Origin of the sequence: Nocardioides sp. NPDC127503, assembly GCF_040302165.1 — a bacterium.
Classification (GTDB): domain Bacteria; phylum Actinomycetota; class Actinomycetes; order Propionibacteriales; family Nocardioidaceae; genus Nocardioides.
This window is the reverse complement of the sequence record NZ_JBEORH010000018.1, coordinates 64,052-84,413: the sequence shown is the minus strand read 5'-3', so window position 1 is coordinate 84,413 and position 20,362 is coordinate 64,052. Positions and strand designations below refer to the sequence as shown.

Below are 20,362 nucleotides of genomic sequence, written 5' to 3'. Positions count from 1 at the left end.
GCCGAGTGGGCACAATGATGCCCACTCGGCCGACGTACCTGACGCCTCGGCCGACGCGGGTGACGCCTCGGCGGTGGCTAGGCTTCGCGGGGTGAAGCTTCGTGTCCATCAGCAGCGTGCGCTCTCCGCACTGAGCGCGGCCTGGGACGCGGGGCGCTCCCGGGCGTGGGTGGTGCTGCCGCCGGGGGCCGGGAAGACGCTCGTCGGACTGGAGACGGCACGCGATGCGATATCGGATGGGGCGAAGGTCGTCGTACTCAGCCCCAACACGGCCATCCAAGGGCAGTGGCTGCGGCAGGCGGCCGCGCTGGGTCTCACGGCGTCCTCGTCGCGAGATCTGGACGCGCCGCTGACCTCGCTGACCTACCAGTCGGTCGCGGTCTTCGGCGACCCCGACAACGAGGCGGAGACCGGCGAGAGCCACCTGGCCAGGCTGCACGACAACGGCCGGGCGCTGGTCTCGGCGCTGCGTACGTCCGGACCGCTGCTGCTCGTGCTGGACGAGTGCCACCACCTGCTCGAGGTCTGGGGTGAGCTGCTGGGCGAGATCCTGCTGTTGCTGCCGGACGCGCGGGTGCTGGGACTGACCGCGACTCCGCCCGAAGCGCTGACCAAGGAGGAGTCCGCGCTGGTCGGGCTGCTGTTCGGGGAGATCGTCTTCTCGACCTCGATCCCGGCGGTGGTGCGCGAGGGCGACCTGGCGCCGTTCGCGGACCTGGTCTGGCTGACCGCGCCGACGCCGAGCGAGCGGGAGTGGCTGCGGGGGAGCGCGGAGCGGTTCGAGGAGCTGCTCACCGCACTGACCTCGGCCGATCTGGGCAGCGTGCCGTTCTTGACCTGGCTGGACCGGCGGTACGTGTCGCGGCCGGCCGGAGCTCCGTCCTGGGCCGAGCTCGCGAAGGCGTGGCCCGACCTGGCCACGGCGGCCCTGCGTGCGCACCATCGCGGGCTGCTCGCCCTGCCCGAGGGGGCGACCCTGACCGAGGCGCACCGTCGCGACCCGTCGGCCGAGGACTGGGTGACGCTGATCGGCGACTGGGTACGCGGACACCTGGCCGTCTCCGAGTCGGAGGCCGACCAGGAGGCGCTGGCCGCGATCAAGCAGGCGCTGCCGGCGGTCGGCTACTCGCTGACCCGACGCGGCATCCGGGCCGGGCGCTCACCCGTCGACCGGGTGCTGGCGCGCTCGGAGGCGAAGACGACGGCGACCGCGGCCATCGTGGACCACGAGCGACTGGCGCACGGCGATTCGCTGCGGCTGCTGGTCGTCACCGACCACGAGCGGGCCTCGGCAACCCTGCCGGTCGACCTGCGTGGGGTGATCGCCGAGCAGTCCGGCTCCGCTCGTGCGGTGCTCGCGACTCTGTGCGGGTCCCACGAGGACGTCGTGCTGGTCACGGGCGCCACAGTCGCCGGGCCGGCGGCGACCCTCGCCGCGCTGGTCGCGCACATCGCCGAGACCGACCCCGCTCTGGCCGAGGGTCTGGTGGTCGAGCCCGGGGAGGCGTACGCCACGCTCGTCGGGCGCTGGGGCAGCCGGCAGTGGGTGGGGCACGTGACCCGGTTCTTCGAGGCCGGCGGCTGCCGGGTGCTGGTCGGCACGCGCGGGCTGCTCGGGGAGGGCTGGGACGCCCGGTCGGTCACCGGGATCGTCGACCTCACCGCGGCCACGACCACGACGGCGGTCGTGCAGCTGCGCGGGCGCTCGCTGCGTACGGATCCCGCTCGGCCCGACAAGGTCGCGGTCAACTGGACGGTCGTCTGCGTCGAGGAGGAGCACCCGCGCGGCGACAACGACTGGAAGCGCCTGGTCCGCAAGCACACCGGCTTCTTCGGCGCCGACGAGGACGGCTCGGTCGTCGACGGCGTCGGCCACATCGACGAGTCCTTCTCCCGTACGCCGCGCCGCCGGAGTCCGACTTCGACACGGTCAACGCCCGCATGGTCGCGCGTTCGGAGGACCGCGCCGCGATCCGGGAGCGGTGGCGGATCGGGGAGCCGTACGCCGACGTCGCCGGCCGCACGGTCAGGATCCGGCTGCGGCGGGCGGGTGCGTTGCGCGTGCCGTCGGGGGTCGTGCTAGCTCCCCGGCCACCGGGGTTCCGGCTGCTGGAGGGACGGGTGCCGGAGTGGCGACTGCCGGCCAAACCCGTCCTCGCGCCCGCGGTGCTGCTGAGCATCGCGCTGCTCTTGACGCTCGTCCTCGGCGCCGGGATCGCGGGAGCGGTCGGCGGCGTGGTCGGTGGGTTGTGGGCGCTGTGGGCCGCGTACGTCTATCGCGACGGAACCCGGATCGCCTCCCAGCTGCGCCGGCGCCCGACCGTCGGAGCGGTCGGTGCGGCCGTCGCCGACGCGCTGCACACGACCGGACAGACCTCGGTCGGCGCCGATGGGCTCGAGATCGCGGTGGACACCGACGGCAGCTACCGCGTCCATCTCGCCGGGGTGCCCGAGGAGGAGTCGACGCTCTTCGCCACCTCGCTCGAGGAGTCGCTGGCGCCCATCGCCGCACCCCGCTACCTGGTCTCGCGTCCGGTCGTAGGTGACCTGGACGCACTCCAGAGGCTGTGGCTCGGGGTCTCGGGCAGGCACACCGCGAACGCCGAGGCCTGGCACACCGTCCCCGCCGCCCTCGGCCGTCGAGCCGCCGACGCGAAGTCGTACCTCGCCGCCTGGGAGCACTGGGTCGGCGGCTCCGGCCTGCTCTACACCGGCTCACCCGAGGGCGCCGGCGTCCTAACCGCCCAACGCGGCGCCGACCCCTTCGACGTCACCGCCGTCATCCGCCGCCACTGGTCCTGAACCCGAGAAGGCACCTACGTCGGCCGAGACGGCACCCGCGTCGGCCGAGACGGCAGTTGCGTCGGCCGAGATGGCAGTTGCGTCGGCCGAGATGGCAGTTGCGTCGGCCGAGATGGCAGTTGCGTCGGCCGAGATGGCAGTTGCGTCGGCCGAGATGGCAGTTGTGGCGACGTACGAAGGGTATGAGGACCCGTGAACGTCATCTCGTTCCCTACTACTGACGTCTCGGCCGACCTAACTGACGTCTCGGCCGACATAGGTGCCGTCTCGGCCGACCTAACTGACGTCTCGACCGACCTAACCGACGTCTCGGCCGCCATAGGTGCCGTCTCGGCTGGGGTCAGCTGGTGATCGCGGTCCAGGTGGGGAACTTGGCGGTGCGGCCGTCGCCGGAGGAGCGGCCGGTGAGGCGGCGGTGGATCCACGGGCCGACGAACTCGCGGTAGTAGGCCAGACCCTTCTTGCCCGCCGCGGCCTCGAAGTCGAGGTCCCACCAGCCCTCGGGGACCTCGACGCCGAGCGAGTCGAGGACGCGGGCGGCGACGCGGTGGTGGCCGCGGGCGTTCATGTGGAGGCGGTCCTCGGACCAGAATCGGCCATCGGTCAGGGTCGTGTCGGGCCAGTTGTAGGCCCGCACGACGTCGTCGCGGTGGGCGATCCGCTGCTCGACCAGGCCGACGAGCTCGTCGCCGCGACGCTGGAAGACCTTGCCGAGCGGGAGCCGGGCCGAGGGGTTGGCGCCGGAGAGCAGGATCAGCGTGATGCCGTTGGCGTCGCAGGCCTCGATCACGGGCCGGAGGTGGTCGGCGATCGCGTTCGCGTCGGCCTTCGGGCGGAGCATGTCGTTGCCGCCGCCGTTGAAGGAGAGGTGGGTCGGCTTCAGCGCCAGCGCGGCGGGGAGCTGCTCCTCGACGATCGGGCGGATCAGACGCCCCCGGATGGCGAGGTTGGCGTACTCCACCGGGACGCCTGAAGCGGCCCAGCCCTGGGCGACCAGATCGGCCCAGCCGCGTACATGACCGTCAGGAGTCTCGTCGCCGACTCCTTCCGTGAACGAGTCACCGATCGCGACGTAGCGCACTGCCTCCACGAGCCCTCCCAAGCACCATTCAAATCGGCGAAGATCCATCGCCAGCCTCTGGATTCTAGTCCGCCCAGGGTCTGAGGAGCACATCCGTCCCCGGGCTGACGTCGTGGGCGCCTCGGCTCCTCTACGGTGGGGGCGTGGAGGAGTTGGTACGGCCCTGGCGGCTCGGCCCGCGGGGGCGATGGTGGTTCGACGCCCTGCTCGCCGGCACCCTGTTCCTGATCATCCCGTTCTACGCGATCCAGGCCCTGCTGAACGGCGACGCGGCGCAGGACGTCTCCAGCACCAGCCACGTCGCCGACCTGGTGCTCGTGGTCCTCCAGCTGGTGCCGCTGCTGTGGCGCCGCCGGCATCCGGTGATCGTCTACGCCGTCGTGGCCTCCGCGTGCGCGCTGCAGGTGCTCCTCCTCGACTACCCGCTCGTCTCGCAGGTCTCGTTCCCGATCGCCGTCTACTCGGTGGCGCGCTACGCCCGGCCACGCTGGGGCCTGGCGGCGCTCGCCGTGGGCCTTTTCGGGTCCGTCCTCGGCGCCTACGACTGGCTGGGCGCCGTCGATGCCGCCTCGAACGGCACGGGCCAGGACGAGATCAACTGGAGCACCTACGTTCCGGTCGTGCTCTCGCTCGCCACCTTCCCGGTGGCCGCCTGGGCGCTCGGCGCACTGGCGCGCACCCGGACGGCGTACGTCGACTCGCTGATCCAGCGCAACGAGCAGCTGCGCCGCGAGGCCGAGCAGCGTGCCGAGCTCGGGGCGACCCAGGAGCGGGCGCGGATCGCGCGCGAGATGCATGACGTCGTGGCCCACGGGCTGAGCGTGATCGTGGTCCAGGCCGACGGCGCGCGCTACGCCGCCGAGCAGGATCCGGCCCTCGCCCCGAAGGCACTGGAAACCGTCGCGCAGACCGCCCGCGAGGCGCTGGCCGAGATGCGGCAGCTGCTCGGCCTGCTGCGCGACGGCGACACGCTGACCCGTCCGCAGCCACGGCTGGGCGACATCGCGACGCTCGTCGAGGAGACCCGGGCCGGCGGCATGGAGCTGGCCGCGAACCTGCCCGAGCCCGGCCTCGCCGTGCCCGAGGGCGTCGCGCTGACCGCCTTCCGGGTGGTGCAGGAGTCTCTCAGCAACGTACGCAAGCACGCCGGTCCGGGCGCCGCGGCCAGAGTCACCGTGACGGCCGATGACGGCAGCCTCGCGATCGAGGTCACCGACGACGGCCGCGGCGCGGCCGCGGACACCACCGCGCAGTCGGGCGGCCTCGGGCTCGTCGGTATGCAGGAGCGCATTTCCGCCCACAATGGAACGCTCGAGACCGGCCCGGCATCCGGCGGCGGCTTCCGCGTCTACGCCAGGATGCCCCTGTGACGATCAGAGTCTTTCTCGTGGACGACCAAGAGCTCGTCCGGGCCGGCTTCCGCATGCTCATCGACTCCCAGCCCGACCTGAGCGTGGTCGGCGAGGCCGGCGACGGCCAGGAGGCCGTCGCCGCGCTGGGCAGGATCGAGGCCGACGTGGTCCTGATGGACGTACGCATGCCGCGCATGGACGGCGTCGAGGCGACCGGTCTGATCGCCGGCCGCGCGGGTGCACCCCGGGTGATCGTGCTGACCACCTTCGACCTCGATGAGTACGCCTTCGCCGCGATCCGGGCGGGCGCCGCGGCGTTCCTGCTCAAGGACGCCCGCCCCGAGGACCTGCTCACTGCGATCCGCACCGTGCACGCCGGTGACTCGGTCGTGGCGCCGAGCACCACCCGGCGCCTGCTGGAGCACTTCGCCGCCTCCGCGCCCGCGACCGCCGGGCCGGCGATCGAGGGGCGGCTGGAGGCGCTGACCGAGCGTGAGCGCGAGGTGCTCACGCTGGTCGGCCGCGGTCTGTCCAACACCGAGATCGCCGAGACCTTCGTGGTCGCCGAGGCGACCGTGAAGACCCACGTCGGCCGTCTGCTGGCCAAGACCGGCTCTCGTGACCGCGTCCAGCTGGTGGTGCTGGCCTACGAGACCGGCCTGGTCGGCCGCTGACCCCGGAAGGCCCCTAGGCGAGATGATGCACCGGCGCCAGGTTGTAGACCGGTGTCTCGATCCCCTCGAACCGGGCCTTGAGCTGCAGCGCGAGATAGAGCGAGTAGTGGCGCGATTGGTGCAGGTTGCCGCCGTGGAACCACAGCGCCTCCTGCTGGGTCGGCTTCCACATGTTGCGCTGCTCGCCCTCCCACGGGCCGGGGTCCTTGGTCGTCTCGGAGCCGAGACCCCAGCACTTGCCGACGCGGTCGGCGACCTCCTGGCTGATCAGGTCGGCGGCCCAGCCGTTCATGGAGCCGTAGCCGGTGGCGTACACGACCAGGTCGGCGGGGAGCTCGGTGCCGTCCTCGAGCACGACGGCCGACGAGGTCAGGTGGGAGACCTGTCCCTGGGCGAGCTTGACGTCGCCGTTGGCGACCAGCTCGGCCGAGCCCACGTCGATGTAGTAGCCCGAGCCACGGCGGAGGTACTTCATGAACAGCCCGGAGCCGTCGTCGCCCCAGTCGTGCCGGAACCCGGCCTTCTCCAGGCGCTGATAGAAGTCGGCGTCGCGCTCGGCCATCTGCTGGTAGAGCGGGATCTGGAACTCGTGCATGATCCGGTAGGGGAGCGAGGCGAAGACCAGGTCGGCCTTCTCCGTGGTCATCCCGGAGGCGAGCGCGCGCTCGGAGTAGAGGTCGCCGAGGCCGATGTCCATCAGCGTGTCGCTCTTCACGATGTGGGTCGAGGACCGCTGCACCATCGTGACGTCGGCGCCGTGCTCGAACAGCGCCCCGCAGATGTCGAAGGCGGAGTTGTTGGACCCGATCACGACGACCCGCTTGCCCTCGTACGCATCCGGCCCCGGGTGCTTGGAGGAGTGGTGCTGCTCGCCCTCGAAGATGTCCATGCCGGGCAGGTCGGGGATGTTCGGCTTGCCGGACATCCCGGTGGCCATGATCAGCTGCTTCGGGTGCAGCGTGATCTCCTCCCCGCCGCGCGAGACGGTGACCGTCCACTCGCCGGCCGCCTCGTCGTAGGAGGCGTTGGTGGCCGTGGTCGAGGACCAGTAGGGCACCTCCATCACCTTGACGTAGGACTCCAGCCAGTCGCCGATCTTGTCCTTCGGCGCGAAGACGGGCCAGTTGTCGGGGAACTTCAGGTAGGGCAGGTGGTCGTACCAGACCGGGTCGTGCAGGCACAGCGACTTGTAGCGGCCGCGCCACTGGTCCCCGGGCCGCTCGTAGCGGTCGATGACGAGAGACGGCACCCCGAGCTGGCGCAGCCGCGCGCCGAGCGCGATCCCGCCCTGCCCACCACCGATGACCACCGCGTACGGCTGCTCGGTCAGGCCCAGCGTCTCGGCCTCCGCCTGCCGCTTCTCCGCCCAGGTCACCCGGTCACGGTTGACGCCGTGCTCGGCACCCTTCGGGCGACGTACGCCGCGGGGCTCCTCGTGTCCCTTGAGCTCGTAGAGCGTGGTCAGGAACGTCCACGCCTTCGGTCGGTCGTCCTCGACCTTGAGGCGCAGCAGTCCGCGGCCGCGACCGATCGCGGTCTCGAAGGTGAACCACGCCGTGGTCACCCCGTCCGCGGTCGCCTCGGGCTCCTCGAGGGCGAAGCCGGAGGGGTCGACGCGGTTCAGGGTGCTCTCGAGCAGGTCGGTGACCCCGGACGGGTCCTCGACCGTGGTGAGGTTCCAGGAGAAGGCGACCAGGTCGCGCCAGTAGCTCTTCGTGGCGAACAGGCCGACGGCCCGGGGGATGTCGCGTTCCTTCAGGGCGGCCTCGAAGTCGGCGAGCCAGGTCTGCGCCGGGCCGCTCTGGACGGCGCCTGGGGGAGTGGGTTCGAGTGTCTGCGTCATGCCTCCAGCACACCGCCGCGCGGGCGCCGGAGAAAGGGTTGCAGCCGATTGCATGTGGCGCGGGTCACAGCGAGGACCTACCCTCGGAGTCGGAGGTGGACGCCAGATGACAGCGACCGGAGCAGTCCCGGCGGGAGCCGACCTGCCACGCCTCGCCCGTGATCTCGTACGTGTCCACGACGCCGTCCTGTCCGGCGGCCGCCCACCGAGCACACCCCGGATCCTGGTCGAGCGCTCCTGGCGCCGCGTGATGAGCATGGGCCTGGAGCCCGGGAGCAGCAACGGCAGGCGTACGCCGTCGGCAGCCGAGTGCGCGACAAGGAGAGCCCGCTCGCCGCTGGGGATGGTGATCGACGACCTGCGGGCGGTGCTGACCTCGGCGGCGGACGCGGCGACGTACCTGATGGTGGTCACCGACGACGAGGGCGTGGTGCTGTGGCGGGCGGGGTCCGCGCGGGTCCTCAAGATCGCAGACCAACTCGGCTTCGTCGAGGGCGCCCTGTGGACCGAGCGCGCAGTCGGCACCAACGCCATCGGCACCGCGCTTGCCGAGGCGGCGCCGGTCGAGCTCTTCTCCGCGGAGCACTTCGAGCAGGCCCAGCATCCCTGGTACTGCACGGCCGCCCCGATCCACGACCCCCGCACGGGAGCCCTGCTCGGCGTCGTCGACGTCAGCGGGCCGGCCCTGACCCTGCACCCGGCGATCGGTGCCCTGGTCGAGAGCGCGGTGCGGCTGGCCGAGATGTCGCTGTGGCGCCGCCACCAGGAGTGGCTCGAGCGGCTGCGCCGCGAGACCGACCACGTCGTCTCCGGCGTCGAGGGTCCGCTGCTGGTCGTCGACGACGACGGCTGGGTCGCCCACCATGCCGGGATTGCCGCCCGCGACCGGATCGCGGCGCCCCGGCAGGACAAGATGCTGACCGTCCCGGGCCTGGGGCTGTGCCTCCCCGAGCGGGTCGGCGAGCGCGGCTGGCTGGTCCGGCCGACCTCCTCCGACTCCTCGGGCAGCCTGGTGGCCCGGCTCGATCCCGACGGCACCTTGGAGGTGGTCTCGGAGTCGGGTCGCTGGCGCACCACCCTGACCCGGCGGCACGTCGAGATCCTCACCCTCGTCGACCGGGCCGGCCCCGCCGGACTCACCGCGCGCGGGCTCAGCGAGGCCGTCTTCGGCGACGCCGAGCACATCGTCACCGTGCGGGCCGAGGTCTCCCGGCTGCGCCGCTCGATCGGCGCCCTGGTCGCCACGAACCCCTACCGGCTGGCCGACGGAGTGAGCCTCACCCGGGGATGACCCTGAGCCGACCCTTGCCGATCCACCCCAGGTCGTACGCCGGGATCAGCCCCCAGCCCGATGCGGGCTGACGCCTCGCGACGAGAGGCTCGGTGGCATGACACAGACCTCTGTTCCCACGATGACGGCCGCCGCCCGAGCGGTGGGCCTGACCAAGACCTACGGCAAGGGTGCGACCGAGGTGCACGCCCTGCGCGGGGTCGACCTGGAGATCCGCAGCGGCGCCTTCACCGCGATCATGGGCCCGAGCGGCTCGGGCAAGTCGACGCTGATGCACTGCCTGGCCGGCCTCGACCGACCCACCAGCGGTGAGGTGACGGTCGCCGGCCAGCCGCTCCAGAACCTCAACGACGACCAGCTGACCATCTTCCGGCGGGAGAACATCGGCTTCGTCTTCCAGGCGTTCAACCTGCTGCCGATGCTCACCGCCGGGCAGAACATCCAGCTGCCGCTGGAGCTGGCCGGCAGGCGGGTGACCGACGAGACCCGCTCGCGGGCGCAGATGATCGCCGACACCCTCGGCATCGGCCAGCGCCTGGGCCACAAGCCCTCCGAGCTCTCCGGGGGCCAGCAGCAGCGCGTGGCCATCGCCCGTGCGCTGGTCACCCAGCCCGCGATCCTCTTCGCCGACGAGCCCACCGGAAACCTCGACTCCGAGACCTCGGCCGAGGTGCTCGACCACCTCCGTCGCAGCGTCCGCGAGCTCGGTCAGACCGTGGTCATGGTGACCCACGAGGCCTCCGCCGCGGCGTACGCCGACGAGATCGTCATGGTCAAGGACGGACACATCGAAGGGGTGACGCGCTGATGCGGACGGTGCTGTTCGCATCTCTGCGGACATACGCCCGCCGGTACGCCGCGGCTGTCGTCGCGGTCGTCGCCGCGGTCGCGCTGATCGTGGTGGTCAACGCACTCACGTCGGCGACGAAGTCGGGTCTCTTCGCCGGCATCGACGCGCCGTTCCGCAACGCCGTCGGCGCGGTCGACCTCCCGTCCGACGAGATCACCGACAAGTACGTCGAGAAGGGCGGCTGGGCGCTGGCCCTCTCGATGCAGCCGGTCCGCACCGACGAGACCATGCTCGGCCAGGACATCACGGTCGGCGCGGTCTCCACCGAGAAGCGCTGGCAGTGGCAGGACCTGGAGGAGGGCCGGTTCCCGACCCGCGCCGGTGAGGCCGTGGTCGACGCCAACGCCGCCAAGACCAACAAGGTCGCGATCGGCGACACGCTGAAGGTCGGCAGCGGCAAGACCGCGATCGAGACGACCGTCGTCGGTCTGGTGGATGCCCCGTCGATGTGGTCCTCGCCGATCTACGTCACCTGGCCCGAGATGCAGGGCTGGGAGAACCAGTACGTCCAAGCCGTCATGACCGCAGGGACCGGTGCCGAGGCCGACAACTGGCTGAACACCGACGACTACCTCGTCGAGCTGCAGACCCAGCTCAACAAGGAGGTCAACATCGTGGCGTACATGATCCTGATCTTCGCCTTCATCGCGCTGTTCGTCTCCGTGCTGGTCATCACCAACACCTTCTCGATCCTGTTCGCCCAGCGGATGCGCGACTTCGCGCTGCTGCGCGCGATGGGCGCGACGAAGCGTCAGGTCCTGAGATCGGTACGCCGCGAGGCGCTCGCCCTCGGGCTCCTGGCCTCGTTGCTCGGCCTGGTGGTCGGTGTCCTGCTCGGCTGGGGGATCGTCGCGCTGGTGCGCCAGTTCGCCGAGACCGCGCCGCTGGGTGACGTCTCCTTCGAGTGGCCGTGGCTCGTGGGCGCGTTCGTCCTCGGGGTGCTCACCACGCTGGTCGCCTCGTGGCTGCCGACCCGCCGGCTGATGCGGCTGAGCCCGCTGGCCGCGCTGCGGCCGCAGGAGGGCTTCGACGTACGCGGCGCCGGGCTGTTCCGGATCGGCCTCGGCCTGGTCGTGGCACTCGCCGGAATCGCGACGATCTTCGTGGCGGTGGGCTGGGACGACGCGCAGACCGGGATGCTGATCGTGCTGTTCGGCTGTGGGGTCACCTTCATCGGCGTGATGCTCCTCGGTCCCGCGCTCGTGCCGGGCCTGGTGCGCCTGGCCGGGTCGGCGCTGGCCGTCGTCGCCGGCTCTCCGGCGAAGCTCGCTGCGGCCAACGCCGGACGCAACCCGAAGCGCACCGCCGCCACCGCGGCGTCGCTGCTCGTCGGCGTCACCCTCACCACCGGCGTGCTCACTGGGATGGCGACCATCCGCGGCGCCACCCTGGACGAGATGGCGAAGCAGCACCCGATCGACATCGCGCTCCAGTCCGAGTCGAAGCCGCTGGAGGACTCGGTCGTCGGGGACGCGAAGTCGGTCCCGGGGGTCGCGGACGCGGTCGCCGTGCCGGGAGCCATGGCGTCGGTGAAGACCGACGGCAAGCCGGTGTCACTGCCGGTCGTGGCGCCCCCGGCAGGCGACGTCGCGCTCATGGACCTCACCGTGAAGCCCGGCACCATGGTGATCTCCCCGGCGGCCGCCGCGGCCTTCGTGGAGGACGAGTTCGAGGCTTCGGGGGAGAAGGTCGCGCTGCTCGTCGGTGACCGGAGCGTGACGGTGACCCTGGACGTACGCGAGATCGACGGAGCCCCGCAGATCTCCGCGGCCACGCTGGAGAAGCTGACCGGTGACCCGCAGACGTACGCCGTCTGGGTCCGTGCCGATGCCGGCGCCGACCCGGAGGACCTGGCCGGTGCACTGGGGGCGATCGCTCCGGACGCCGAGCTCACCAACGGCAAGAGCCAGCGCGCCTGGGTCGAGCTTCAGCTGGACGTGTTCACCTGGGCGGTGATCGGGCTGCTGGCGATCTCGGTGCTGATCGCGCTGGCCGGCATCGCCAACACGCTGGGCCTCTCGGTGCTCGAGCGCGGTCGTGAGCACGCGCTGCTGCGGGCGCTGGGTCTGACCCGGCGTCAGCTGCGGCGGACGCTGGCCGCCGAGGCGGTGCTGCTCTCGGCCGTGGCGGCTCTCGTCGGCACCGCGCTGGGCGTCTTCTTCGCCTGGGGCGGCAGCGAGATCCTGGTCGGCGACATCATGCCCGACGCCACCTTCCAGCTGCCGGTGCTGCAGCTGGTGGCGGTGGTCGCGGCCGCAGGCCTGGCCGGCCTGGTCTCCTGCGTGGCGCCGTCCAAGCGGGCGACCAAGGTCAGCCCGGCGGAGGGACTCGCGCTGGACTGACCGCGGGTAGGAATGTGTTGGTCTCGACACGGACTCGTTCGTTCCTCACGAGTCCGGCTCGACCGACGGGGCAACCCGTCGGTCGAGCCGCCGGTCCCTCCGCTGGTCGAGCCGCGAGGCCGCCCGCGGCCGAGCGTGTCGAGACCAACACGGTCGCTTACGCGTTCGTCTCCTCCAAGGCCTCGTTCTCCTCACGGGCCTGCGTACGCGCGGAGGCGATCAGGCTGGTGGTGACGGTGACGGCGAGGATGCCGACGATGATCACCAGGGAGAGCCAGGTCGGGACGACCGGGACGCTGTCCCAGAGGCCGTGGGCCCAGTGCAGGCCGAGCTTGACGCCGATGAAGGCGAGGATCGCGGCCAGACCGTAGGAGAGGTGGACCAGCTTGGACAGGGCACCCTCGAGCACGAAGTAGAGGGCCCGCAGGCCGAGCAGCGCGAACGCGTTGGTGGCGAAGACGAGGTAGGGGTCGCCGGTGATGCCGTAGACCGCCGGCACCGAGTCGACGGCGAAGACGATGTCGGTGGCGAAGATGGCGAGCACCACGATGGCCATCGGCTTCAGGCCGATCTTGCGGCCGATACGTACGGCCAGCATCTCCTCGGGATCGACCTTCTGGTCGTGGCCCTGGAGCGCCTCGGTGAAGATCTTCGCGGCGGTGACCAGCAGGATCACGCCGAAGATCAGGAAGACGATGTCCCACTGGGAGAGCGCCGCGGCGCCGAGCGCGATGAAGATGCCGCGCAGCACGAGCGCGCCGACGATGCCGAAGAGCAGGACCTTCTGCTGCAGGTGCCGTGGCACCGCGAAGGCCGCGAGCAGCAGCATGAAGACGAACAGGTTGTCGACGCTGAGCGACTTCTCGACGATGTAGCCGGTGTAGTACTCGAAGCCGGTCTGGCTGCCGTGGGCGTTCCAGACCCAGACACCGAAGGCGAGCGGAAGCGCGATGTAGAAGGCAGACCAGCCCACCGCCTCCTTCATGGAGACGTCGTGGGGCTTGCGGGTCAGGACGAAGTCGAGGGCGATCAGCACCACGACGGCGGCGATGGTCACGGCCCACAGGGTGGGCGTGGCAATGGTATCGAGCATGCAGGTTCCTCAGGCGTGTCGATGAACGTCTGAGGTCTCCCTCACCCCGGATCGGGGTGTCATTCCGGGACGGTGTCGGCACCGACGTACTGACCGGAATGAGCTTGGTGAGGTACTCCCCTCGAGGTAAAGCGTATCGGTATCGTCGAAGGGGTTCGCAATCGGCTGTCTCACGAGAGAATGTCAGGATGACGACGGAGTCACAGCTTTCCCTGGTCGATGACCTCGCCGCCGGCGTCTCCGAGGTGCTGACCGACGAGCTCTCGCTGCTGGCGGCCTCGACCGACCGGTCCGGATCGGTTGCCGCCGGCCTGCCGCTGGCGGTGGTACGGGCCCACAGCATCGCGGACGTCCAAGCGGCGATGCGCGTCGCCTCGGCGCACCGGGTGCCGGTGGTCCCGCGGGGTGCGGGCACCGGGCTGGCCGGGGGAGCGGTGGCCGGTACGGGCCATCTCGTCGTCGACCTCTCCGCGATGGACCGGATCCTCGAGCTCGACCCGGTCGACGAGATCGCGGTCGTCGAGCCCGGCGTGCTCAACGCGCGGCTGGACGCGGCGGCGGCCGAGGTGGGGCTGCGGTACGCACCCGATCCGGCCTCGGCGGCGATCTGCTCGATCGGCGGCAACGTAGCGACCAACGCCGGCGGGCTGCGGTGCGTGAAGTACGGAGTCACCCGGGAGGCGGTCCTCGGCCTCGATGTCGTCCTTGCCGACGGCACCCTGATCCACACCGGCCGCCGCACCATGAAGGGCGTCGCCGGGCTCGATCTCACCGCCCTCTTCGTCGGTTCCGAGGGCACCCTGGGAATCGTCGTCGGCGCGACCCTGCGGCTCAAGCCGCGCCCGGTCTCCACGTTGACGGCGTCGGCTGCGTACGCCTCGGTCGCGGCGGCCGCTCGGGCCTGCGCCGAGATCGCCGCCGCCCGGCGGCTGCCGTCCATGCTGGAATTCATCGACCGGCAGTGCCTCGAGGCGGTCGACCGGTTCGCGGGCACCACCTACGCCGCCCGCGGCGACGCGCTGGTGATCGCCCAGACCGACGGACCCGCGGCGGAAACGGAGATCGAGGCCATCGCGGCCATCCTCGGCAAGGAGGCGACCTGGATCGAGCAGGGCGTCGATGAGGAGTCCTCCGACCGGCTGGTGGAGACCCGTCGCCAGATCCTGCCCGCGATCGAGGCGGAGGGTTCCTGGTTCATCGAGGACATCTGCGTGCCCCGGTCCCGGCTCGCCGAGGCGGTCGACCGGATCTCCGAGATCTCGGAACGGCACGGCGTACGCACCTACACGCTCGCCCACGCCGGCGACGGCAACCTCCACCCGGTCATCGGCTGGGACCCGTCGCCGGACGACGTTCCGGGCGTGATGCCGCCGGCGGAGACCCTCGCCGGTGACGAGATCTTCGCGCTCGCCATCGAGCTCGGTGGCACCACCACCGGCGAGCACGGTGTCGGCCGGCTCAAGCGCAAGTGGCTCGAGCCCGAGATCGGCGCCGACTCCATCGACCTGCAGCATCGGATCAAGGCGGCCCTGGACCCGCTGGGGATTCTCAATCCGGGTGTCGGGTTCTGACCGACGACATGGCACCCTTGGCCCGTGCGTGTCGGAATTGCTGCTGTCGTCCTGACCCTCGGCCTCGCGATCACCCTGATCGCCTGCGGCGGTGAACCGGAGGCGGCCGACCCCACCTCGAACCCCGGCGGATCGACCAACGTGGCGACGGTCGTGACCGCCATCAAGGGCGCCGACGGCACCTCCGCGACCGCGGGCGGCTACACGCTCGGCGACGTCAGCCTGCCCGCCGAGGCCGGCACCCCGGGGAAGGTGAGCTTCACGATCACCAAGGACGCCGGCGATCAAGGGAACAGTCCCGTGACCGACTACATCGAGGAGCAGACCAAGGACCTCCACCTCTACGTCGTACGCGACGACCTGGAGGTCTTCCGTCACCTGCACCCGACCCAGGGCGAGCCCGGGGAATGGTCCGGCGACCTGACGCTGCCCGCGGGCGGCAACTACCGGGTGGTCGTCGAGTTCGCCGCCCGGACGCCCGACGGCAAGGGGGAGCAGGCGATGCTCGGCGCGACGGCGAAGGTCGCGGGGGCTTCCGAGGTCGACGTACCGGGCTCCGACGACGGCACCGTGATCGCTGCCCTGGAGGAGACCCCGAAGCCGGGGATCGACCAGGAGATCGGCGTCCTGATCTCCGACCTGGCCGGCAAGCCGGTCAACCTCGGCACCTACCTCGGGGTCTACGCGCACGTGACCGCGTTCAGCCGCGAGACGGGCGAGGTGATCCACCTGCACCCGCTCGGCGGCCCCGAGAACGGTGAGGACGGCACCCGCCTCGGCATCCACGTGAAGCCGCCGAAGGCGGGTGACTACGTCTTCTTCGTGCAGGTGCGTGTCGACGGGATGATCCACACGCTCCGGCTCCCGGTCACCGTCTGAGCGTCACTGTCTGACGGGGAATTTCACGAGCCCCAGCGGGCTCTCGAACTCGCCCAAGCGCAGCCCGACGGTCGCCTCCCAGACACCGCCCTTGGGGAGTACGACGTCTGCCTCCCAGGTGCCGGCGCCGACCGTCTTCAGGGTCAGACTGCCCAGGTCGACATCGCCGGACCTCAGCTTGGCGGTCGGGACCGCCGCCGCCTCGACGGGCTCGCCGGCCGCGTCCTGGATCTGCAGCCTGAGCACGTTCGGCCCCGGACCCGCCGGCGTCAGCGTCGCGTAGACCCGGTGGTCGTCGCCCAGTTCCGCGGCCTGGGTGTTGGTCTGCGCGACCGTGGCCGAGCCCGTTCCGGTCGAGCCGGCCCCTGCCTGCGGCGGCTGGTCGACCAGGAAGCCGGTGACGCCGAGGACGACGACGAGCACGCCCGCCTCCATCAGCACGGCCCGGCGCAGCATCGAGCCGGCCTCGACGGTGTCGTCGTGGCCGGCCGCCTGACGTACGCGGGGGAGGACCAGCAGCCGATTGCCGGCCGCCATCACCGCCACCGCGACGACCAGCGCGATCTTGGTCATCAGCAGGGTGCCGTACGTGCTGTTGAGCAGGTTGTCCCAGGAGCCGAGGATCCGCCAGCCCATCAGCACGCCCGAGACCGCCAGGGCGGCCAGGGAGGCGGCGGCGAGGGTCGAGAACCGGGTGACGATCTCGGCGGCCACCGTGCCGCGCCGGGTGATCAGCGGCAGGGTCAGCGCGAGACCGACCAGGCCGCCGAGCCAGAGCGCGCCGGCGACGAGGTGGATGACGTCGGTGGCGGTGACCAGCCAGGCGGGTACGACCGCTCGAGAGTGGCCCACCAGGGCCGGGGAGCAGATCGCAATCAGTGCCGCAGCCGCGGCCAGACGCGGGCGCTCGCGCAGCGCGAGCGCGGCCGCGATGCCGATGATCCCCACCAGCGCGCTGAGCCACTCCTTGCCGACCGAGGCCGGCGACCAGGCGTCGAAGGTCAGGATCGCCCCGGGTCCGCTCTCGCTCTGCAGCGCGCCGCTGGCCGGGGCCAGGAGCACCAGCGCGAACACGGCGACCATGCCGGCGAGGACCTCGACCCGCTGCACCCGCGCCGTGGCGCGGTCCGGGATGCGGTGCTCACCAACGATCACGGCGCGGAACCAGACCAGGCCCACGACCAGCAGCAGTGCTGCGTACTGGAGGAACTGGAGCGCCCCGTGGATCACCGCCGTCGCCCTGGACGGCTCGGTGGACGGAGGCGGGGCGACGCTGAGGCTCGGGGCGCCGACCGCGAAGGTCAGCGAGCCCGAGATCGGGTGTCCGTCGGCCGAGACCGCTCGCCAGGCGACGACGTAGGTGCCGTCGCCGAGGCTGCTCGCGTCCGCGAGCGCGACCTGCATCTCGGTGCCGCTCGCGGTCGCCTCGGAGGTGACCTCCTTGCCCTTCGCGTCGTAGACCGTCACGCCCGCCGGAGGCAGCGACACCGCCTCGTCGAAGGTGAAGGTGATCGTCTCCGGCGCCACCTCCAGCACCGCCCCCTCCTCGGGGTCGGTGCCGATCAGCGTCGCGTGCGCCTGGGCGGGGGAGATGCTGAGCAGGACGGCGTACGCAGCGGCAGCAAGCACCACCAGCAACCGCCCCAGGGCGCGCCGGCCCGGGCCCCGGTAGTCGAGGCCGGGCTGGCGCGTCAGGGGAGCAATCACGCCTTACGACGCCCCAGCGCGAGGGCGGTCGCGCCCGCGATCAGGCCGAGGATGCCGGCGCCGGCACCGACAGGACCCCATAGGTTGCTGCTGTCGCCGTCCTCGATATCCGCGGCGACCGGCTCGGCCTTCTCGACGGACTCCTCAGCACCGTGGCCGTGACCGTCCTCGGACTCGGCGGCGGTGACCTCGAAGGACGGAGCCGGGTTCTCCGGCTCCTCGGTGGCGCCCTCGGGAGCCTCCTCGACCCAGGCGGTCTCGCCCTTCACGCAGGTCTGGATGACCGGGAAGGCGAGCGTGCCCTCCTCCTCGGGCAGCTGCAGGGAGACCTCGAAGGCGTCCCGCTGACCGTCGGGCAGCGGCGTCTTCGCGGTGTAGACGACCCTGGCGTCGCGCTCGGTGAGCTTGTTGCCGTGGGCGTCCTCGATCGGCTCGTCGAGCTTCTCGGAGACGACCTTGACGTCGTAGAACGGCTGCCGCGTGGGCGTCACGTCGTTGATCCCCTCGGGGACCTGGATCGTGACCTGCTTGGTCGGCGAGCCTTCGCAGCCGTGGCCGTTGCTGAAGGTCAGCACGGTGTAGGCGCCGGCCGCCGTCTCGGTCGGGGTGACCGTGACGTGCGCGGAGGCCGGAGCGGCGACGAGGAAGGTGACGACCGCGGCAGCGGCAGCGGGCGCGCCGAGGCGCGTGAGGGTACGTCGAGACATGGTTGTTGCTTTCTGTGGAGTGTCTGCTGATGGGCGATGCCCAGTAGTCGGGGTCGGGTCCTCAGGCGAGGACCGGCGGACCCCGGCCGGCAGCGACGTACGTCCACAGTCCGTTGCGCGGCACGACCGGCTGCGCCTGGACCGGCAGGCGGAACGGGATCGGGTTCCAGGGCGTCGTGAGCGCCCGGGAGATGACCTGCCAGGCCCGGCGGTGCAGCAGCCACACGACGACGGTGAGCACCGCGGCCGCGGTGTGCGCGACCAGCATCGAGGTGTCGCCCGAGCCTGCGTTGTGCATATGGGCAGCCGGTGCTGCGTACGCCTCGAAGGCCTCGTGCATCCCCAGCTGCGCCGCTCCGGCGAGCACCGCGCCGAGGACGATCCCGACCCGTCGTTGCAGCACCACGACCCCGGCGCCGAAGGCGGCGAACCCGGTCGCGACCAGCCACAACGCGTCCGGCAGCTCCCCGCCGCCGGCCAGGTGGGCCAAGCTGGACCCGGTGGTGATCTCGATGGCCGCGAGCAACGCCAGCCACACGCTCCCACGCGTAGGCCGCACCACCCTCAAATCCACGCCGCACATTGTCGCAGATGCCGAGAAGGCCCGTACGTCGGCCGAGAAGTCACCCCCGTCGGCCGAGGCGTCACGCACGTCGGCCGAGAGGTCACACCCGTGACATCTCGGCCGACGCAGCTGACGTCTCGGCGATCAGCGGAGGATGGGCGGCTCGGTCTTCTCTTCGACCTCACCGAGCGTGACCCCCGGGGCGAGCTCGACGAGGCGCAGGCCCTCGGGGGTGATGTCGAGGACGCAGAGGTCGGTGATGATGCGCTGCACGACGCCGAGGCCGGTGTAGGGCAGCGAGCACTCGTTCACGATCTTGTAGGAGCCGTCGCGGGCGACGTGCTCCATCAGTACGACGACCTTCTTGGCGCCGTGGACGAGGTCCATCGCGCCGCCCATGCCCTTGACCATCTTGCCGGGGATCATCCAGTTCGCCAGGTCGCCCGACGAGGAGACCTGCATGGCGCCGAGGATGGCGGCGTCGATCTTGCCGGAGCGGATCATGCCGAAGCTCATGGCGGAGTCGAAGAAGCTCGCGCCCTTGCGTACGGTGACCGTCTCCTTGCCGGCGTTGATCAGGTCCGGGTCGACGGCGTCCTCGGTGGGGTAGGCGCCGGTGCCCAGGATGCCGTTCTCGCTCTGCAGCACCAGCTCGACGTCGTCGGGGACGTAGTTGGGCACCAGTGTCGGCAGCCCGATGCCGAGGTTGACGTAGTCGCCGTCGGACAGCTCCGCGGCGGCGCGGGCGGCCATCTCTTCACGTGTCCATGCCATGTCAGCGGACCGTCCTCTTCTCGATGCGCTTGTCGGCGGCCTGTTCGGGGGTCAGTGGAACCACGCGGTGGACGTAGACCCCGGGGAGGTGGATGTCGTTCGGCGCGAGGTCGCCGGGCTCGACGAGCTCCTCGACCTCCGCGATCGTGATCTGCCCGGCCATCGCGGCCAGCGGGTTGAAGTTGCGGGCGGAGTCCTTGAAGACGAGGTTGCCGTGGCGGTCACCCTTCCACGCGCGGATGATGCCGAAGTCGGCGACGATGGCCTCCTCCAGGACGAACTCCTTCTCGCCGTCAGGCGTCTCGAAGGTCATCACCGGCTTCTCGGGCGAGGTCTTGATGACATTGCCGGCGTCGTCGTACTTCCACGGCAGCCCGCCCTGCGCCACCTGCGTGCCGACGCCGGTGCGGGTGTAGAACGCGGCGATGCCGGAGCCGCCGGCGCGCATCCGCTCGGCCAGCGTGCCCTGCGGGGTCAGCTCGACCTCGAGATCGCCGGAGAGGTACTGCCGCGCGAACTCCTTGTTCTCACCGACGTACGAGGCGACGACCCGCCGCAGGCGTCCGGCGCCGAGCAGCAGGCCCAGACCCCAGTCGTCGACGCCGGCGTTGTTGGAGACCACCTCGAGGTCGGTGACGCCGGCCTCGAGCAGAGCATTGATGAGCACCGAAGGGATGCCGCACAGCCCGAAACCGCCGACCGTGAGGGTCGCTCCGTTCGGGATGTCCGCGACCGCCTCGGCAGCTGAGGAGATGACCTTGTCCATGATGATCAGTCAAGGGTGGGCCGGCGGTTCGGTCAATAGATGAGCGCGAGTTCACGCTCGATCTT

The 20,362-nt window shown here is 71.1% G+C and carries 16 protein-coding genes; 8 read left to right on the top strand and 8 right to left on the bottom strand.

Annotation, left to right across the window (positions count from 1 at the left end; all coding sequences use genetic code 11):
* Positions 1-2,083, top strand: a 2,083-nt coding sequence (locus ABTW65_RS28450; RefSeq protein ID WP_350666464.1) for a DEAD/DEAH box helicase family protein, incomplete at its 5' end; no start/stop codon positions are given.
* Between the two features lie 1,059 nt (positions 2,084-3,142).
* Here the strand turns inward: ABTW65_RS28450 and ABTW65_RS28445 are convergent.
* Positions 3,143-3,892 (bottom strand): SGNH/GDSL hydrolase family protein, encoded by a 750-nt coding sequence (locus ABTW65_RS28445; protein ID WP_350666462.1) that lies wholly within the window; start codon positions 3,890-3,892, stop codon positions 3,143-3,145.
* A 134-nt stretch (positions 3,893-4,026) separates the two neighbouring features.
* Here ABTW65_RS28445 and ABTW65_RS28440 point away from each other — a divergent pair, with 134 nt between their 5' ends.
* Together ABTW65_RS28440 and ABTW65_RS28435 are read left to right on the top strand one after the other, a co-directional pair.
* Positions 4,027-5,253 carry a sensor histidine kinase gene (locus tag ABTW65_RS28440; RefSeq protein WP_350666460.1) on the top strand — a complete coding sequence of 409 codons (1,227 nt, stop codon included), beginning with the start codon at positions 4,027-4,029 and terminating at the stop codon, positions 5,251-5,253.
* A 17-nt stretch (positions 5,254-5,270) separates the two neighbouring features.
* Positions 5,271-5,909 (top strand): response regulator, encoded by a 639-nt coding sequence (locus tag ABTW65_RS28435; RefSeq protein WP_350666458.1) that lies wholly within the window; start codon positions 5,271-5,273, stop codon positions 5,907-5,909.
* Positions 5,910-5,922: 13 nt separating this feature from the next.
* Here the strand turns inward: ABTW65_RS28435 and ABTW65_RS28430 are convergent, their stop codons facing one another.
* Complete coding sequence (locus ABTW65_RS28430; protein ID WP_350666456.1) at positions 5,923-7,752, bottom strand: flavin-containing monooxygenase; 1,830 nt, start codon at positions 7,750-7,752, stop codon at positions 5,923-5,925.
* Positions 7,753-7,858: 106 nt separating this feature from the next.
* Here ABTW65_RS28430 and ABTW65_RS28425 point away from each other — a divergent pair, with 106 nt between their 5' ends.
* The 3 genes from ABTW65_RS28425 to ABTW65_RS28415 all read left to right on the top strand — a co-directional run bounded on the left by ABTW65_RS28425 (position 7,859) and on the right by ABTW65_RS28415 (position 12,235).
* The gene (locus tag ABTW65_RS28425) at positions 7,859-9,043 is read left to right on the top strand and encodes a GAF domain-containing protein (RefSeq protein WP_350666454.1); all 1,185 of its coding nucleotides are present in this window, start codon (positions 7,859-7,861) and stop codon (positions 9,041-9,043) included.
* A gap of 97 nt (positions 9,044-9,140) precedes the next feature.
* Positions 9,141-9,851 (top strand): ABC transporter ATP-binding protein, encoded by a 711-nt coding sequence (locus ABTW65_RS28420; RefSeq protein ID WP_350666452.1) that lies wholly within the window; start codon positions 9,141-9,143, stop codon positions 9,849-9,851.
* Positions 9,851-12,235, top strand: coding sequence for an ABC transporter permease (locus ABTW65_RS28415; protein ID WP_350666450.1), 2,385 nt, complete (start codon positions 9,851-9,853; stop codon positions 12,233-12,235). Before ABTW65_RS28420 ends, ABTW65_RS28415 begins: the two co-directional genes overlap by 1 nt.
* Before the next feature lie 157 nt (positions 12,236-12,392).
* On the opposite strand, the gene ABTW65_RS28410 is transcribed toward ABTW65_RS28415, so the two are convergent.
* Positions 12,393-13,328 carry a TerC family protein gene (locus ABTW65_RS28410; RefSeq protein WP_350666448.1) on the bottom strand — a complete coding sequence of 312 codons (936 nt, stop codon included), beginning with the start codon at positions 13,326-13,328 and terminating at the stop codon, positions 12,393-12,395.
* Positions 13,329-13,516: 188 nt separating this feature from the next.
* Between ABTW65_RS28410 and ABTW65_RS28405 the strand changes: the two genes are divergently transcribed.
* Both ABTW65_RS28405 and ABTW65_RS28400 read left to right on the top strand, forming a co-directional pair.
* Positions 13,517-14,899 (top strand): FAD-binding oxidoreductase, encoded by a 1,383-nt coding sequence (locus ABTW65_RS28405; RefSeq protein ID WP_350666446.1) that lies wholly within the window; start codon positions 13,517-13,519, stop codon positions 14,897-14,899.
* Between the two features lie 24 nt (positions 14,900-14,923).
* Positions 14,924-15,778, top strand: coding sequence for a DUF8832 domain-containing protein (locus ABTW65_RS28400; RefSeq protein WP_350666444.1), 855 nt, complete (start codon positions 14,924-14,926; stop codon positions 15,776-15,778).
* Positions 15,779-15,781: 3 nt separating this feature from the next.
* Here ABTW65_RS28400 and ABTW65_RS28395 read toward each other — a convergent pair whose 3' ends face one another.
* The 5 genes from ABTW65_RS28395 to ABTW65_RS28375 form a co-directional block, all read right to left on the bottom strand.
* The gene (locus ABTW65_RS28395) at positions 15,782-17,485 is read right to left on the bottom strand and encodes a copper resistance CopC/CopD family protein (RefSeq protein ID WP_350666442.1); all 1,704 of its coding nucleotides are present in this window, start codon (positions 17,483-17,485) and stop codon (positions 15,782-15,784) included.
* Entirely contained in the window at positions 17,482-18,192 is a 711-nt protein-coding gene (locus ABTW65_RS28390; protein WP_350666440.1) for a YcnI family copper-binding membrane protein, read from the bottom strand. The genes ABTW65_RS28395 and ABTW65_RS28390 overlap by 4 nt, the downstream gene beginning before the upstream one ends.
* 61 nt (positions 18,193-18,253) lie before the next feature.
* Complete coding sequence (locus ABTW65_RS28385; RefSeq protein WP_350666467.1) at positions 18,254-18,775, bottom strand: cell division protein FtsQ; 522 nt, start codon at positions 18,773-18,775, stop codon at positions 18,254-18,256.
* Between the two features lie 126 nt (positions 18,776-18,901).
* Complete coding sequence (locus ABTW65_RS28380) at positions 18,902-19,531, bottom strand: 3-oxoacid CoA-transferase subunit B (protein WP_350666438.1); 630 nt, start codon at positions 19,529-19,531, stop codon at positions 18,902-18,904.
* Position 19,532: 1 nt separating this feature from the next.
* A complete protein-coding gene (locus ABTW65_RS28375) occupies positions 19,533-20,297 on the bottom strand; it encodes a CoA transferase subunit A (RefSeq protein ID WP_350666436.1) in 765 nt (254 codons plus the stop codon).
* Positions 20,298-20,362 lie beyond the last annotated feature (65 nt).